Origin of the sequence: Erythrobacter ramosus, assembly GCF_009828055.1 — a bacterium.
GTDB classification, from domain to species: domain Bacteria; phylum Pseudomonadota; class Alphaproteobacteria; order Sphingomonadales; family Sphingomonadaceae; genus Erythrobacter; species Erythrobacter ramosus.
Window position 1 is genome coordinate 472,996 of record NZ_WTYB01000002.1, and the last position, 15,814, is coordinate 488,809.

Below are 15,814 nucleotides of genomic sequence, written 5' to 3' on the forward strand. Positions count from 1 at the left end.
TCAGCCGCCCGCGCGGGTGCAGGGCCCGAGCGCATAGCCGATGCCGGCGCGCGTCTCGATCAGCCCATCCGCGCCGACGGCGGCGAATTTTGCCCTGACATTGCGGATGTGGCTGTCGATCGTGCGATCGGTGACAGCAAAGCCGGGGCCGTGCAGCTGGTCGATGATTGCATCGCGGCTGAACACCTTGCCGGGCCGCGTGGCAAGCGTCCGCAGTGTCGTGAACTCGGTCACCGTCAGGGGCACGTCCTGCCCATCCCAAGTGGCGCGCCAGCTTTCGCAATCGAGCGTCAGGCAATTATGCGTGATGATCGCCGTGCTGGGCTTCTCCTCCGGTGTAGCCGTGCTGGCCCGCCGCAAGATCGCTTGCGTGCGGGCAACGACCTCGCGGGGAGAGAAGGGTTTGACCACATAGTCGTCTGCGCCAAGCTCGATCCCCAGCACCCGGTCAATCTCGTCATCGCGGGAGGACAGGAACAGGATCGGCACGCTGCTTGTCGCTCGCACCCGGCGGCACACCTCCAGCCCGTCCATACGCGGCATATTGATGTCGAGGATCACCAGATCGGGCTTCAGCGCGGTGATGAGCGCCACCGCTTCTTCCCCATCACCGGCCTCAAGCGTGGCGAGGCCTGCCTTGCCCAGCGCGAAGACCAGCAGCTGGCGGATGTGGGGATCGTCATCGACGACAAGGATGGAGCGCGGCATGGGATGCAAGATCACGGCTTTTCTCCCGGCGTCAATGTTGCAGTTGGCGGCGGTGGCAGCGCGATCGGCGGTGCAGGGGGCGGGAGGATTTCACCCCCGCACATCCGGCCATAGGTTGCGGGCATTGGCTTGCGAGCATCGCCCGCCAGCAGCGCTTCAGCCTCGGCGAGCCGCAGAGCGCCGCGCAGGGTCCAGCTTTGCCAATCGCTCTGACTTTCTCCAAGCTTGCGATAGGCTTCCGCGCTCAAATAGGTGGCCTGATCGCGCAGCCTGTCGCCAACTGGAGCGCTCCGCAATTCGAGCAGCGGGATCAGCGCCGAGCTTTCCAGCCGCTCCAGATAGCACAGGTCGAGCCGCGACGGATCGCGCAAGTGATCGACATTCCACCGCGCAGCGATCGCGCCGTAATCGGCCATCGTTGAACCGGCAAGCACGATCCCGGCGGCCAGCGCATTGGCATTGATCAGCCACGCCGCCGACTGCCCATGGAAAAAGCGCCAGCAAATCAGCACGAGCCCGGTCGCCACCAGCACCATCCACACAAGCGCTGCGATCCGCAATTCGGTCAGCGAATAGGCATCAATGTAGTCGAGCAAACGCAGGATGCTGGAGGCGACCAGCAGAAGGTTCTGCGCGACCCACACCAGCAGCAAGCGGCGGATAATCGGGGTCTGGGCCGAGGCTGAGCCCGGTCGCAAAGCCAACAGGACGAAGAGTCCGGCCAGCAGCGCCGTTGCGATCAGGGTATAGGCACCGCGGTGCGCATAATCAGCCAGCGTGATGCCCTCGGGCAGCGGCGCGCCGCTCCACAGGAACACCAGATCGAGGCCGTTTTCCAGTGCGAAGACCGCGTTGAAGACCACCAGCGTGCTCAGCATCATCGTCACCGAAGGATCCGGCATCTGCGGCAACCACGCCTGCCGCTCGCTGGCGAAGCGCAGGGCGCGTGGGCGCAAGGTCGGCCAGACGAAGACGAGCGTCACGCCAAGCAGCAGCGCGTGGCCGATGAGCGTGGTGAAATCCGGCAATTCAATCGCCGCAAACGCATTGCCGAGGATCGGGTTGGCGCTGGCAAATAGGCTGAGGAACATCGCGCCCCCGATGAGTGGCAGCGCGATGTTGAGCAACATGGACTTGCCTACCGATCCACGGTGGCCGGACATGCTGGCGAGCCGCCATGCATCTGCAAGCGGCCAGAATGTCGCTCCCACTCCGAGCGTCGTCAGCCGCAAGCACCACAGCCCGGCATGATCGAACACGTGCCGGGGAAGCAGCGCCGCGCTACCTATCGCAATCAGGAACAACAACCCGGCCAGAGGACCGGGGTTATGGATCAGGCTGGCTGCAAACACCGCGCCGCAAAGTATGGCGACCCACCCTCCGCGTGCATTTCGCACCGCGGGCCGCACCAGCACCATGACCGCCAGCCAGATCAGCGCAAACAGGCCGATGACCGATCCTCCGCCAAATCCGTAAAGCAGCACATCGGCGGCGGCGAGTATGGCAAGCGCGCCGCCCAGCTTCATCGCGAAACTGTAGCGGGACCAAGAGGGTATTGTCAGAGCACCAGTCATGCAATTTCTCCGTCTGTTTGACGGGGTCTTGCCAACATGGGATGGTGTGAAGGTGGTGGAGGCTGTGCTGATGCAGCCCGCTTGTCGTGCAGATTTGGTGCAGAGCGACAGGCAACGCAAAGCCGCCGCAGTCATAAACCGCTTGCCCGGCACCCAGCCGATTGGCTAGCCCTTAAGGCAACGCCATGTTGGAAGCTCCATCCTATCACGCGATAGCGGCTATGGCGGTGACCATCGCCATGTTTATCGGCTTTGCCCGGGGACGTTACCCTGAGGAGATCATCTCGCTCGTCACCATCGCGGTGATCGGAGTAGGTCTCTACTTTGCGCCGCTCGAAGGCACCAAGCCGACCGACGGTCTGGCCATTGCGTTTGGCGGTTTCGGTCATTCCGCGCTGATCACGATCTGCGCGCTGATGATTATGGGCCGGGGGCTGGTGGTGACCGGCGCGCTGGAGCCATTCGCGCGGCTGCTGGAGAGTGTGTTCAGGTTCAGTCCGCAACTTGGCCTGCTGACGGCATTGTTGCTGGCCTTCTCCATGTCGATGTTCGTCAACGACACGCCGGTGATGGTGCTGCTGATTCCGATCATTGTCGGGATCGCCGCCAAGGGCCTGATGGCGTCTTCGAAAATCCTGATGCCGGTCAACACTGCGGTGCTGCTGGGCGGCATGGCGACCACCATCGGCACCTCGACCAACATCCTTGTCGTCACCATCGCTGATGATATCGGGATGGCGCCCATCGGCGTGTTCCAGTTTACGCCGATCGTGCTGATGGCCGGGCTGGTTGCGATCCCTTATCTGTGGCTGGTGATGCCGCGGATGCTGCGCGACAACAGCGTCGCGCCGGACAATGCGCGGCGCACCTTTCACACCCGCCTGCGGGTCGGGGCGAACAGCGTGCTGGCGGGCGGCGATCTATCGGCTGCGCGCGGCAAGCTGCCCGACGGGATCACCTTCCATGATGCGCCGTCAGGCGCGCTTGCCGCTGACGAGCGCCTGCACATATCAGGCACCCACGAAGCGCTGGAGGAAGCGGCGCGCGCGCTCAAGGGAGAACTTGCGCCGTCGTGGGTGGTTGACCGCATTCGCCGCATTTCCAAGGCGAACGGGCAGGATATCGTCGCGGTCGAAATGACGGTGACGGCGGATTCACGCCTGGTCGGCCGCACGCTGGCAAGCTCGGGTATCGCAGATCTTTATGGTGTGGCCGTGCTCGGCATCCACCGCCCCAACCGCCTGTTGGGTGAGCGCGATAGCTACACCGACGCTGGCGATCTCAGGATCCTTGAAGGCGACGTGCTGCTGGTGATGGGGATCGACGAGGACTTGCAGGCTTTCGCCCGCAATGACGGACTGCTGAGGCTCGAAGGCGCGCGTGAGTTGCCGCGCCGCTCCAAGGCGGTGCTGGCAGGCGCGATCATGCTCGGCGCGATCGCCACCGCCTCGCTCGGCCTGCCGTGGTTCGACGGCATGACCTATGCGCCGATCAAGCTGCCGATCGCGATTTCCGCGCTGGCGGGTGCGATTGCGATGTTCGTGACCGGCTGCGTCAAGTTTGACCGGGTCGGCCGCGCGCTTTCGGCCAAGGTGATCGTGCTGATCGCCGCCAGCCTCGCCATTGGCCGGGTGATCGACGAGAGCGGGGCAGCGACATGGTTGGGGCAGGCGCTCTCGCTCGGCCTTGCCTATCTGCCGCCTGCACTGGTGCTGTCGGCGATCATGCTGTTCGTGACGATCCTGACCAACTTTGCCTCCAACGCGACCGCGGCGACCATCGGCACGCCGATTGCCTACAGCATCGCGATTCAGCTTGGCCTGCCGCCCGAGCCGCTGGTGCTGGCGGTGCTGTTCGGCTGCAATCTTTCGTTCGCGACACCAATTGCCTATCAGACCAACCTGCTGATCATGTCCGAGGGTGGCTATGAATTCGGCGACTATGTCCGCGCCGGGGTGCCGCTGGTTGCGCTGATGGTGACGGTACTCTCGGTGCTGCTGGTGCTGTGGTATGGGCTTTAGGCCCGCGGGGCTTTCCTAATCTGGGCCGGCTGTGCCATGCTTCGGTAATGACAGTTCGCACCCCTCTGCTGAGACCACGTCTGGCCATGTGGCGGGGGCGTTCCCAGTCGGGGCGGTTTTTCTCTCCTTGGACAGTGTCTCATGTGTCTCCAACACGGGCCCAAGGGCACGGGCAAATGAACGAAAGGCAAGCGTGATGCGGATCAAGGCGATTCGGGCAGGGGTGGCCGCCGCGGCGCTGATGGCAGTGCCAGCACAGGCGGACGAACTGCGCGATGCGGTCGCGGCAGACCTGCCCGCCCTCGTGGAGCTCTACAAGGACCTGCATGCCAACCCTGAGCTGAGTTTTGAGGAGGTCGAGACCGCCAAGAAGCTCGCCGCCCGCGCTCGGGCGCTGGGGTTCGAGGTGACCGAAGGCGTCGGCAAGACCGGCGTGGTCGCGGTGATGAAGAACGGCGACGGCCCCACCGTAATGCTGCGCGCCGACATGGACGGGCTTCCGGTGATCGAACAGACCGGACTGCCCTACGCCTCCAAGCGCCGGGCCGTGCCGCAGACCGGTATCGAGACCGGCGTGATGCACGCTTGCGGGCATGATACCCACATGGCCGCATGGATCGGTACGGCGCAGCAGCTCGTCGCCCGGCGCGATCAGTGGTCAGGCACGCTGGTGATGATCCTCCAGCCCGCCGAGGAAATCGGCGAAGGCGCGAAGGCGATGCTGGATGACGGGCTCTACACCCGCTTTCCCAAACCCGACTACGTGCTCGCCTTCCACGATGCAGCGCAGGCTCCGGCGGGGCATATCGGCTACGCCAATGGCTTCGCGCTCGCCAATGTGGACTCGGTCGACATCGTGGTGCCGGGTGTGGGCGGGCATGGCGCCTATCCGCATACGACCAAGGACCCGGTGGTGCTCGCCTCGGCCATCGTCATGCGCTTGCAGACGCTGGTGAGCCGCGAGCTGAACCCCACCGATTCGGCGGTGGTCACGGTCGGCAGCTTCCAGGCGGGATCGAAGCACAACATCATCCCCGATGAAGCCCGGCTCCAGATCACGGTCCGCAGCTATTCCGACGCGGCGCGCAAGCAGCTGCTCGAAGGCATCGCCCGCATTGCGCGGGGCGAGGCGATTGCTGCTGGGATGCCTCAGGACAAGATGCCGAAGGTCACGGTCGCCGATCCCTACGTGCCGGCCACTTACAACACGCCTGCTCTGACGGAGCGGGTGGTCGCAGGGCTCAAACCGCGCTTCGAAGGCCGGGTGTTCGAGGTGCCTGCCGTGATGGGCGGAGAGGACTTCAGCCAGTTCTACCGCGCCGACCGCGAGAATGTGGAATCGCTGATTCTGTGGGTCGGCGGCGTGCGGGCCGAAGAATGGGCCAAGGCGCAGAAGGGCGAGATCACGTTGCCTTCGCTCCACTCGCCGTTCTGGGCGCCCGATGCCCCTGTGGTGATCGCCACCGCAACCGAGGCGCTAACGGCGGCGACGCTAGACCTGATGCCCAAGAGGGGCGTCTAAACAAATGCGGCCGCCGGAGCGCGCCTTTGGGGCGCATTCCGACGGCCGTTTCTCCTCCCCAGGAGAACTGTAAAAGGGGTGCGGTCTTACGAAGGAACGTAAGTGCCCAGACGGTGGTGCAGAGCGTTGATCTTGGCCAGCTCCTCACGGTCTTCGGTGTTGCGGGCGTGGCTTTCCAGCGCGCGGCGCAGCAGCTTCATGTCCGCGGTCGAAAGCAGCGCGCGGGCGCGTGCCGGCTCGGGATTCGGGGTTTCGGTATCGGTCATCGTCACTCTCCTCGGGGTGATGGTCTCACGCCCTTAGGCGGCTTTGCAGGCAACCGGAAGGCCACAATAACGCGACCTTCCGGCTCCTCTCCCGGGCGGCTTATGCCGCCTCGAACTGGTTCATCGTGTTGTGTGCGCCGCCCGCCTTCAGAGCGGCTTCACCGGCGAAGTATTCCTTGTGATCATCACCAATGTCGCTGCCCGACATGTTCTGGTGCTTCACACAGGCGATGCCCTGACGGATTTCCTCGCGCTGCACGTTCTTGACGTAGCCCAGCATCGCCTGCTCGCCGAAATACTCACGGGCGAGATTGTCGGTGCTGAGCGCGGCGGTGTGGTAGGTCGGCAGGGTGATGAGGTGGTGGAAGATGCCGGCCCGCGCAGCGGCATCGCGCTGGAAGGTGCGGATCTTTTCGTCGGCTTCCGCGCCCAGTTCGGTGCCGTCGTAGTCGACACTCATCAGCTTGGCGCGGTCATAGGCCGACACGTCCTTGCCCGCCGCTTCCCACGCATCGAACACCTGCTGGCGGAAGTTCAGCGTCCAGTTGAAGCTGGGCGAGTTGTTGTAGACCAGTTTGGCATTCGGCACGGCTTCACGGATGCGATCGACCATTTCGGCGATCTGCTCGACATGGGGCTTCTCGGTCTCGATCCAGAGCAGGTCGGCACCGTTCTGGAGGCTGGTGATGCAGTCGAGCACCACGCGGTCCACACCCGTTCCGGCGCGGAACTGGAAGAGGTTCGAGGGCAGGCGCTTGGGCGCAAGCAGCTTGCCGTCGCGGCTGATGAAGACCTGGCCATTGGTGATGTTCGCGGGATCGACTTCATCGGCATCGAGGAAGCTGTTGTACTGGTCGCCCATATCGCCCGGCTCCTTCGAGAACGCGATCTGCTTGGTCAGGCCAGCGCCGAGCGAGTCGGTGCGGGCGACAATGACGCCGTCGTCCAGACCCATTTCGAGGAACGCCATGCGGCAAGCGCGGATCTTCTGGAGGAAATCTTCGTGCGGGACGGTGACCTTGCCGTCCTGGTGGCCGCACTGCTTTTCGTCCGACACCTGATTTTCGATCTGCAGCGCGCAGGCGCCCGCTTCGATCATCTTCTTGGCGAGCAGATAGGTCGCTTCGGCATTGCCGAAGCCTGCGTCGATGTCGGCGATGATCGGCACGACATGGGTTTCGTAATTGTCGATGGCGTTTTCGAGGCGTTTGGCTTCCACGGCGTCGCCGGTTTCACGGGCCTTGTCGAGCGCGCGGAACATCATGCCGAGTTCGCGGGCATCAGCCTGCTTGAGGAAGGTGTACAGCTCTTCGATCAGTGCGGGCACCGAGGTCTTCTCGTGCATAGACTGGTCGGGCAGCGGACCGAATTCGCTGCGCAGCGCGGCGACCATCCAGCCCGAGAGATACAGGTAACGCTGCTTGGTGGTGCCGAAGTGCTTCTTGATCGCGATCAGCTTCTGCTGCGCGATGAAGCCGTGCCAGCAACCCAGCGACTGGGTGTATTGCGCCGGGTCCGCGTCATAGGCGGCCATATCGGCGCGCATGATCTTGGCGGTGTATTTGGCGATGTCGAGTCCGGTGGGGAAGCGGTTCTGGATCGCCATGCGTGCGGCGCTCTCGGGATCGATCGCAGCCCAGCTCGGTCCGTTCGCAGAAACGATGCCCTGCATCCGGGTGATGGTGTTCTGGTAGGTCATAAGTGTCTCCTGTCCATCCTGGGGAGGGGTTTGAGGCCTTGCAGACTCGCGCCGCTGGATAGGCAGGCTTTGACGTGGTGCGGCGCAGCATGACAGGAAAACTTACAGATAATCGTGTCGCTATGCCGACAATCGCCTGCATTCTTGTGTCAATCGGTAAATTAATTTACAAAACCACTTATGGCTGACACCAACCTCCTCGCCGGGCCTGCCTTGCGCCGTCTGCGCAAGCGCGAAGGCCTCACGCAAGCCGGGATGGCGAGTATCCTCGGGATCTCGCCGTCTTACCTCAACCTGATCGAGCGTAACCAACGTCCCCTATCAGCCCGCGTGCTGGTACAGGTGATCGAACGCTTCGATTTCGACCCGCGCAGCCTGCGCGAAGATGACGCCATCGGCGGGCTCGACGGCCTGGTGCGGCGCATGGCCGACAAACGTTTCGGCGATCTCGGGATCGACCGTGAGGAAGTGCAGGAATTTCTTGCCGCCGCGCCGCAGATCGCCGCTGCATTCGCGCGGCTGTACGACACGGGCGGGGGCGAGCGAATCGTGGTCGAGGACACCGCCGCCGCCGGGCGCCGCGCGGTCGAGCGTTGGCAGAACCACTTCGCCGATCTTGACCACGCAGCCGAGGATCTGGCCGATGAATTGCGGCTTTCTCGCGGAGAAATCAGTGCAGCTCTGGGAGAGCGGCTGCGGGAGAAGCACCAGCTTCAGGTGCGTATTCTCCCTGCCGAGGTAATGCCGGGGCAGGTCCACCGACTTGACCTTCACGCGCGGCAGTTGCAACTCTCCGAAATGCTCCCTGGTGCCGCACGGCGCTTCCAGATTGCCCGGCAAGTGGGCCAGCTTGAAATGCGCGAGGGCATCGAGACATTGGTGGCAGGCGCGAACCTTGCCAGTGCCGACGCGCGGGACGCCTTTCGCGAGCATATCGCCGATTATCTCGCAGGCGCGCTGTTGTTGCCCTATCGCCGGTTCCTGCGCGCCTGCGAGACGGCCGGATATGACTTGGCTGTCCTTCAGCGCCGGTTTGCGGTCAGCTTTGATCAGGTCGCCCAGCGGCTCACCACGCTGGGGCGGGTCGGCGAGCGGGGATTGCCGTTCTTCATGGCGGTGATCGACCGGGCGGGGCGGATGACCAGTTTCACCGCTGGCGGGAGCGGCGCGATGTATCCGCTCGAAGGTGCGCGCTGGCCCGCTTGGGTGCCTTTTGCCGCCTTCGAGCGTCCCGGAACCGTGCTCACCCAAGCCGTCACCTTCGGCGAGGGCGAAGCGGCAGCACGGCACTGGTTCACGATCACCCGCACGGTAGATGGGGACGGGGTGATGTGCGCAGGTCGCCGCGCGGTGGTGCTCGGAATCGAGGCGCGCTTTGCCGGAGATCTGGCCCATGCCCGCGGCGTCTCACTCGACCGGCTTGACGCTGTGCCGCTCGGAGTGCCGTGTGGCAGGTGCGGGCGGGCGGAGTGCCTGACCCCGGCCCCGGCACGGATAGCCAGTGCGCTACCACGCCCGCGTTCCGCATCCTAAGCATGGCATTAACCGTCGCGAGCCGCAGAATTGCGGGCTTCGCGAGCGGTGTAAAGTTTACCGACACTTAAGGTCTCGGTCCTAGAAGCGGCAGGGCATGCACCAGAGGCCGCCCCTGAAATGATCCGCCTGTTCAAGCATTATATCCCGCACGCCGTGCTGCTGCTCGGACTGCTTGATCTCGGCTTGCTGGTGCTGGCGAGCGAGATCGCTTGGCAGTGGCGCGCTCATCAGATCGGCATGGATCTGGGCAATTTCGGCGGCCGCGGCCTTGCGCTGTTAGGCACGGCTTCGGTGATCTGGTTGGCGATGATTGCGGTCGGGGTTTACGGCCCCAATTCGTTGCGATCCCTCCGCTTTGCAGGTGCGCGGGTGCTGGTGGCAATCAGCTTGGGCATCATTGCGCTGGCGGTGGTGGATTTCGTCCTACCGAGCGACCTGTTCTGGCGTTCAACGCTACTCTACACCATGGGGCTTGCCATCGTGGTGCTGGTGGCGGACCGGCTGCTGCTGAGTTCTTTCCTCGGCTCTTCGGCGTTTCGCCGCCGCGTGATGGTGCTGGGTGCGGGCAACCGGGCACAGCGCCTGCGCGAATTGGGCGATAAGCCTGAGACCGGCTTTGCCATCGTCTCCTATATCGCCATGAGCGACGATGCCCGCGTCGTCGAAGAGGCGATCCCGCGCTCGGCAATCCACGATCTGGGCCGGTTCGTCGAGAATCTCGGCGTGTCCGAAGTCGTGCTTGCGCTCCAAGAGCGTCGCAACGCCTTGCCCCTGAAAGACTTGCTGCGGATCAAGACCAAGGGCGTCCACGTCAATGATTTCTCCAGCTTCATCGAGCGGGAGACGGGCCGGGTGGACCTTGATACGATCAATCCTAGCTGGCTGATCTTCTCCGACGGCTTTTCCAGCAGCAGGATGTTCTCGAGCGCGGTCAAGCGCATCTTCGACATCACCGCGAGTGTGATCCTGCTAACGCTCACGCTGCCGCTGATCGTGCTGTTTGCCCTGCTAGTGAAGCTCGACAGCAAGGGCCCGGCCTTCTTCCGCCAAAAGCGGGTGGGGCTTTATGGCGAGACCTTCACGCTCATCAAGCTGCGCTCGATGCGGACAGATGCCGAGAAGGACGGCGCCAAGTGGGCGTCAGAAAACGATCCGCGCATCACCCGTCTCGGCCGCTTCATCCGCAAGGTGCGGATCGACGAACTCCCTCAAACCTGGAGCGTGCTCAAGGGTGAAATGAGCTTCGTCGGCCCGCGTCCGGAGGTGCCGTCATTCGTCGAAAGTCTCGAAGAGGAGATCCCCTTCTACGGCGAACGGCACATGGTGAAGCCCGGCATTACCGGTTGGGCGCAGATCAACTATCCCTACGGCGCGTCGGTCGAGGATAGCCGCTGCAAGCTCGAATATGATCTCTACTATGCGAAGAACTACACACCCTTTCTCGATTTCGTGATCCTGCTGCAAACTTTGCGCGTGGTCCTGTGGCCGGAGGGCGCGCGATGATCTGGCTGGGCGGCATGGTTCCCTTGGCGGGCTTCCTCGCATGGGTCGCAGGCGCAGTGATGAGCGCAGGCGCGGTGCTGTGGATTTGGCACCATGGTGAGCGCGCGCGGCCTGACCGGACCACGCTGAAGATTGCTGCTGGCGCAAGCAGCGTGTGGTGCGCGCTCGCAGCCGGGCTTGGCACCGAGAACAATGCGACCGTTATCGCGGCAATGGCGCGCAACCTCGCCCTGATCGCTACGATCTTCTGCCTGTTTGGTGCCGATGGCCGTGCGGCCAGCCTCAAGCCTGTTCGCCCGGTCATCGTCGCTCTGGTGCTGGTGCAATTGCTTCAGCCGGTGCTGCTGCTGGTCGGGTTCAGGTTCACAGGTACGCCCGAGGTCAGTCAGGCGGTGTTCGAGGCGCGGGCCTTGATCGATATGCTGGTCGCGATCGGCGCGCTGATGCTGCTGCACAACCTCTATGCCGGCGCTGCAAGTGCCTTGCGTCCGGTGCTGCGCTGGACTGGTATAGCACTGGCGGGGATCTTCGCCTATGATCTCAACCTTCAGACCTTGGCCTACCTCAGCGGATCAAGGGCAGGAGCGCTCGGCGATTTGCGTGGGCTGTTTGCCGGGATCATGGCGGCGCTGTTTGCGCTCGGGATGAATGCTGCCGGGCCGCGGGTGCAATTCAGCCCGTCGCGCACGGTCACTTTCCGCACGCTCTCGCTACTGCTGATCGGCGGCTATCTGATCGGGATGGCGCTGGTGACCAAGTCGCTGGCGCTGCTGGGGGGCGATATGGCCCGTGCCAGCCAGGCGGCCTTCGTGGTGGTCGCGATTATGGGAGCGGCGCTGGCTCTGCCCTCGCCGCGGCTGCGCGGATGGCTGCGTGTGACTGCGACCAAGCACCTGTTCCAGCACCGCTATGAATACCGCCAAGAATGGCTGCGCTTCACCCGCACCATCGGGCGCAGCGGCACAGGCAATGCCAGCCTGGAAGAACGCGCGGTCCAGGCGCTCGCCGACATCACCGAAAGCCCCGCCGGCCTGCTGTTGATGCCCAACGAGGAAGCCCAACTGGAACTCACCGGGCGCTGGAACTGGCCGACCATCGCAATTCCCGCGGTGGCGAGCGACTATGCGTTGTCGGGTCTTCTCGAACGGCACAACTTCATCCTCGCCATCGACGAGGTGCGCAGCGGGATCGACCATCATGGCGAGGCTGCGCAAGTGCCAGCCTGGCTGATTGACGCCGAGGACGCCTGGGCACTGGTCCCGCTGCTCCACTTTGACCGGTTGGTCGGCGTCATCGTTCTCGCTCGGCCGCGCAATCCACGCCAGCTTGATTGGGAGGATTTCGATCTGCTGCGCGTCGCCGGACAGCAGCTTGCCAGCTATCTGTCCGAACAGGCCGGGCAGCAGGCACTGATGGACGCGAGCCGGTTTGACGAATTCAACCGCCGCATGGCCTTTGTGATGCACGACATCAAGAACCTCGTCAGCCAGCTTTCCCTGCTGGCCGCCAACGCTGAAAAGCATGCAGACAATCCCGCCTTCCGTGCCGATATGCTGGTGACCTTGCGCAATTCGGCGGACAAGCTTTCCGCGCTGCTCGCAAGGCTTGGGCGTTATGGCTCGGGACAGGTCAATGCGCTCGGGCAGATCGAGCTCGTCGATATGGCGCGCGGCATCGCCGAGCGGTTTAAGGGCGTTCACCCCGTTGCGCTCACCCGCGAGCAACCCGTCCGCGTGATGGGCAACCGCGAGGCGCTTGAGCAGGCGCTGATCCACTTGGTGCAGAACGCGATTGATGCGAGCGAGCCGGGAATGCCGGTGTTCCTCGACGTCACCGGTGAAGGGCTGCACGGCGCGATCGACGTGGTCGATTCCGGCGAGGGCATGAGTCTAGCGTTTGTGCGCAGCGGGCTGTTCAAACCGTTCGTCTCGTCCAAGTCGGGCGGGTTCGGCATCGGTGCCTTCGAAGCACGCGAACTGGTCAAGGCGATGGGCGGGCGGATTGCGGTGGAAAGCCGCGAGGGGCTCGGCACGCGCTTTTCCGTCGTTCTGCCCTTGGCCTATGCAGTGCAGTTGCTCGGCGGCCAAGACGCCGAAACCGAACAAGGGGTCGCATAATGCCTGACAAGAAACCCGTACTGCTGGTGATCGAGGATGATCCGGGCCTTCAGGCGCAGCTCAAGTGGGCCTATGATGATTTCGAGGTTGTGATCGCAGGCGACCGCGATAGCGCGCTCGCCGCGTTGCGGTCAGAAGCGCCGGGAGTGGTGACACTGGATCTCGGCTTGCCGCCCGATCCCGATGGCACGACTGAAGGCTTTGCCGTACTTGATGCGATCATGGCACTGAAGCCCGATACCAAGGTCATCGTCGCCAGCGGCCACGGTGCCCGCGAAAGCGCTTTGGCGGCGATTGCGCGCGGGGCTTACGATTTCTACCAGAAGCCGATCGATATCGACGCGCTAGGGCTGATCTTACGGCGCGCGTTCAACTTACGCGCCATCGAGGAGGAAAACCGCCGCCTTGTCGCCACCAGCAGTGCTGACAAGACCGTGCTCGGCCGCCTGATCACCGGCGCGCCCGAAATGGTCAAGGTCGCGCGCACTATCGAGCGCGTTGCCAAGACCAGTGTTTCGGTGATGCTGCTGGGCGCGAGCGGGACAGGCAAGGAACTGCTCGCCAAGGGTCTGCATGATACCAGCGACCGCGCGAATGGGCCGTTTATCGCGATCAATTGCGCTGCGATCCCTGAAAACCTGCTCGAAAGTGAGCTGTTCGGGCATGAAAAGGGTGCGTTTACCGGCGCGGTCAAGACCACTGAAGGCAAGATCGAAAGCGCCAATGGCGGCACGCTGTTCCTTGATGAGGTGGGCGACATCCCGCTGCCGCTTCAGGTCAAGTTGCTGCGCTTCCTTCAGGAACGCACCATCGAGCGCGTTGGCGGACGCAAGGCGATTGCGGTCAACACGCGGATCGTGTGCGCCACGCACCAGGATCTCGAAAGCATGATCACCGCAGGCAGCTTCCGCGAGGATCTGTTTTACCGCCTCGCCGAAATCGTGATCCGCATCCCCGGTCTAGCCGAACGGCACGGCGATCCGGTGCTGCTCGCCAAGGTGTTCTTGAAGCGCTTTGCGGCCGAGATGAACCCTTCCGTCAACGGCTTTGCCGCCGATGCGCTTGCGGCGATTGATGCGCATGAATGGCCGGGCAATGTCCGCGAGCTCGAAAATCGGGTGAAGCGCGCAGTGATTATGGCTGATGGCAAGCTGGTAAACGCTGACGACCTCGATCTGGGTGCTGGCGAGGACGAGGACGCCGATGTTCTCAACCTCAAGGCTGCGCGCGAGTCGGCGGACCGCCGGGTGATCCGCCATGCGCTGTCGCGCAGCGAGGGCAATATCTCAAGCACTGCCAAGCTGCTCGGGATCAGTCGCCCGACGCTGTATGACCTGCTCAAGCAATATGACCTTCAGGCGTGACACAGCCGCCGGGCTGACCGCGCTGGTTCTGGCATTGTCGGGCTGCTCGGAGGAAAACGGTGCAGGGGTTTCCGCGCGTGACGAGGCGCGGAAACCCGCGCTGGTGCAGCTGCTGGGCGATGCTGACCGGGCGATGGCGGCAGGCCAATTGGCGGACGCCGGACGGAAACTGGATGAGACGCGCGGGCTTGATCCCAACGATCCGGCGCTGTGGGTCGCCATTGCGCGGCTACGCTTTCGCGGCGGGGAGCACCTGACGGCAATCGAGGCCGCCGACCGTGCGCTGGAACTCGGTCCCGATTATCCGCCCGCGCTGCTATTGCGCGCGGTTATGCTGCGCGACGCGCATGGCTTTGCTGCGGCCGTGCCTTGGTTCAAGGCGGCACTAGCCGCTGATCCCTACTACCGCGACGGATGGGCCGAATATGCCGCAACCCTTGGCGATGCCGGGGAGGCTGGAGCTATGCTTGATGCGGTGCGCAAGCTCGCCGAAGTCGCGCCTGGCGATGAACGGGTGCCCTATCTGCAAGCGGTGCTGGCCGCGCGTGGCGGGGAATACGCGCTTGCCCGCAGTCTGCTGGCGCGCAGCGGCATGGCGGCTCGCGGCGTGCCTGCGGCCTTGCAACTCGATGCTGTCATCAGCCTCGCGGAAGGCAATGCCGATAGCGCGGCGGTGATCCTCGAAGGTCTCGTCGCGCGCCAGCCCTCCCATGCCAAGCTGCGCGAACTGCTTGCCAAGGCGATGCTCGAATCGGGGAGAGGGGACGAATTGATCGCCCGTTTCGGGCCGGAAGCCGGATTGCGGGAAGCATCGCCCTACCTCGTGATGCTGGTCGCGCGGGCCTATGAACAGCGCGGCGATAGATTGAACGCGGCCCCCTTGCTGGCCCGGGCGATGCGCGGGGCAAGCACTGCGCCGATGGTGCTGGCGGTGCGCGAAGGCTTGCCGCCGCCGACGGCGACAGTGCGTCAGGCAGGCTTGGTAGGCGATTGGGTCACCGCACGGGCAAGCACGCAGGCGCTTGGCAAACGCTTCCCGGCGTCGGCGGACGTTGCAGCGCTGAGCGGGGATGTTTTGCTCGGGGCAGGTGATCCGAAGGCCGCGCTCTCAGTCTATTCGGTGGCCACTAAAGTGAAACGTCCCTGGCCGCTGACGCGCAAGGCGGTGCTCGCATATGCGCGTTCGGGTGACGAGGCTGCGGCTGACACCTTGTTGGCGCGCCATGTGGCCGGCGAGCCTGACAATGCGAGCGCTCTGATCGCTCTGGCCGAGCGCTTTGGCCGGCGCGGCGATTGGAATCGGGCGGCGCAGTTGCTCGATCATGCCATCGCACTTGGGGCCGGGCATGATCCGGCGCCGCTCGGCTTGAGACTGCGCGCGGCGCGGGCGCTCAACCAGCCGGATGAGGCACGCCGCTTTGCCGCATGGCTCGCAGAGGTCCATCCGCGCCACCTCGTGCAGCGGTAGCCGCACTGCCGCTCGACAAGCGCTCCCGGGCAGGGC

General features: G+C 64.1%; 11 protein-coding genes. 7 read left to right on the forward strand and 4 right to left on the reverse strand.

Annotation, left to right across the window (positions count from 1 at the left end; translation table 11 throughout):
• Together GRI59_RS08885 and GRI59_RS08890 are read right to left on the reverse strand one after the other, a co-directional pair.
• The gene (locus tag GRI59_RS08885; RefSeq protein WP_160760842.1) at window positions 1–708 is read right to left on the reverse strand and encodes a response regulator transcription factor; all 708 of its coding nucleotides are present in this window, start codon (window positions 706–708) and stop codon (window positions 1–3) included.
• 11 nt (window positions 709–719) lie between these two features.
• Window positions 720–2,282, reverse strand: a complete 1,563-nt coding sequence (locus GRI59_RS08890; protein WP_160760843.1) for a DUF4153 domain-containing protein — start codon at window positions 2,280–2,282, stop codon at window positions 720–722.
• A gap of 185 nt (window positions 2,283–2,467) precedes the next feature.
• On the opposite strand from GRI59_RS08890, the gene GRI59_RS08895 reads away from it, so the two are divergent.
• Window positions 2,468–4,303 (forward strand): SLC13 family permease, encoded by a 1,836-nt coding sequence (locus GRI59_RS08895; RefSeq protein ID WP_160760844.1) that lies wholly within the window; start codon window positions 2,468–2,470, stop codon window positions 4,301–4,303.
• A 196-nt stretch (window positions 4,304–4,499) separates the two neighbouring features.
• Entirely contained in the window at window positions 4,500–5,825 is a 1,326-nt protein-coding gene (locus GRI59_RS08900) for an amidohydrolase (RefSeq protein ID WP_160760845.1), read from the forward strand.
• A gap of 86 nt (window positions 5,826–5,911) precedes the next feature.
• Here GRI59_RS08900 and GRI59_RS08905 read toward each other — a convergent pair whose 3' ends face one another.
• Together GRI59_RS08905 and GRI59_RS08910 are read right to left on the reverse strand one after the other, a co-directional pair.
• The gene (locus tag GRI59_RS08905) at window positions 5,912–6,091 is read right to left on the reverse strand and encodes a hypothetical protein (RefSeq protein WP_160760846.1); all 180 of its coding nucleotides are present in this window, start codon (window positions 6,089–6,091) and stop codon (window positions 5,912–5,914) included.
• Window positions 6,092–6,191: 100 nt separating this feature from the next.
• The gene (locus GRI59_RS08910; RefSeq protein ID WP_160760847.1) at window positions 6,192–7,790 is read right to left on the reverse strand and encodes an isocitrate lyase; all 1,599 of its coding nucleotides are present in this window, start codon (window positions 7,788–7,790) and stop codon (window positions 6,192–6,194) included.
• 180 nt (window positions 7,791–7,970) lie between these two features.
• On the opposite strand from GRI59_RS08910, the gene GRI59_RS08915 reads away from it, so the two are divergent.
• The 5 genes from GRI59_RS08915 (at window position 7,971) to GRI59_RS08935 (ending at window position 15,778) form a co-directional block, all read left to right on the forward strand.
• Window positions 7,971–9,323 (forward strand): helix-turn-helix domain-containing protein, encoded by a 1,353-nt coding sequence (locus GRI59_RS08915; protein WP_160760848.1) that lies wholly within the window; start codon window positions 7,971–7,973, stop codon window positions 9,321–9,323.
• Window positions 9,324–9,443: 120 nt separating this feature from the next.
• Window positions 9,444–10,829 carry a TIGR03013 family XrtA/PEP-CTERM system glycosyltransferase gene (locus tag GRI59_RS08920; protein WP_160760849.1) on the forward strand — a complete coding sequence of 462 codons (1,386 nt, stop codon included), beginning with the start codon at window positions 9,444–9,446 and terminating at the stop codon, window positions 10,827–10,829.
• Entirely contained in the window at window positions 10,808–12,946 is a 2,139-nt protein-coding gene (gene prsK, locus GRI59_RS08925; protein ID WP_160760850.1) for an XrtA/PEP-CTERM system histidine kinase PrsK, read from the forward strand. Before GRI59_RS08920 ends, prsK begins: the two co-directional genes overlap by 22 nt.
• Window positions 12,946–14,310 carry a PEP-CTERM-box response regulator transcription factor gene (gene prsR / locus GRI59_RS08930; protein WP_160760851.1) on the forward strand — a complete coding sequence of 455 codons (1,365 nt, stop codon included), beginning with the start codon at window positions 12,946–12,948 and terminating at the stop codon, window positions 14,308–14,310. Before prsK ends, prsR begins: the two co-directional genes overlap by 1 nt.
• A complete protein-coding gene (locus GRI59_RS08935) occupies window positions 14,294–15,778 on the forward strand; it encodes a tetratricopeptide repeat protein (RefSeq protein WP_160760852.1) in 1,485 nt (494 codons plus the stop codon). Before prsR ends, GRI59_RS08935 begins: the two co-directional genes overlap by 17 nt.
• Window positions 15,779–15,814 lie beyond the last annotated feature (36 nt).

What these genes read in the sequence shown, in the direction of transcription:
- GRI59_RS08910 (WP_160760847.1), bottom strand. Translation starts at nt 7,790, where the DNA reads ATGACCTACCAGAACACCATCACCCGGATGCAGGGCATCGTTTCTGCG.
- GRI59_RS08915 (WP_160760848.1), top strand. Translation starts at nt 7,971, where the DNA reads ATGGCTGACACCAACCTCCTCGCCGGGCCTGCCTTGCGCCGTCTGCGC.
- GRI59_RS08900 (WP_160760845.1), top strand. Translation starts at nt 4,500, where the DNA reads ATGCGGATCAAGGCGATTCGGGCAGGGGTGGCCGCCGCGGCGCTGATG.
- GRI59_RS08895 (WP_160760844.1), top strand. Translation starts at nt 2,468, where the DNA reads ATGTTGGAAGCTCCATCCTATCACGCGATAGCGGCTATGGCGGTGACC.
- GRI59_RS08890 (WP_160760843.1), bottom strand. Translation starts at nt 2,282, where the DNA reads ATGACTGGTGCTCTGACAATACCCTCTTGGTCCCGCTACAGTTTCGCG.
- prsR (WP_160760851.1), top strand. Translation starts at nt 12,946, where the DNA reads ATGCCTGACAAGAAACCCGTACTGCTGGTGATCGAGGATGATCCGGGC.
- GRI59_RS08905 (WP_160760846.1), bottom strand. Translation starts at nt 6,091, where the DNA reads ATGACCGATACCGAAACCCCGAATCCCGAGCCGGCACGCGCCCGCGCG.
- GRI59_RS08935 (WP_160760852.1), top strand. Translation starts at nt 14,294, where the DNA reads ATGACCTTCAGGCGTGACACAGCCGCCGGGCTGACCGCGCTGGTTCTG.
- GRI59_RS08885 (WP_160760842.1), bottom strand. Translation starts at nt 708, where the DNA reads ATGCCGCGCTCCATCCTTGTCGTCGATGACGATCCCCACATCCGCCAG.
- GRI59_RS08920 (WP_160760849.1), top strand. Translation starts at nt 9,444, where the DNA reads ATGATCCGCCTGTTCAAGCATTATATCCCGCACGCCGTGCTGCTGCTC.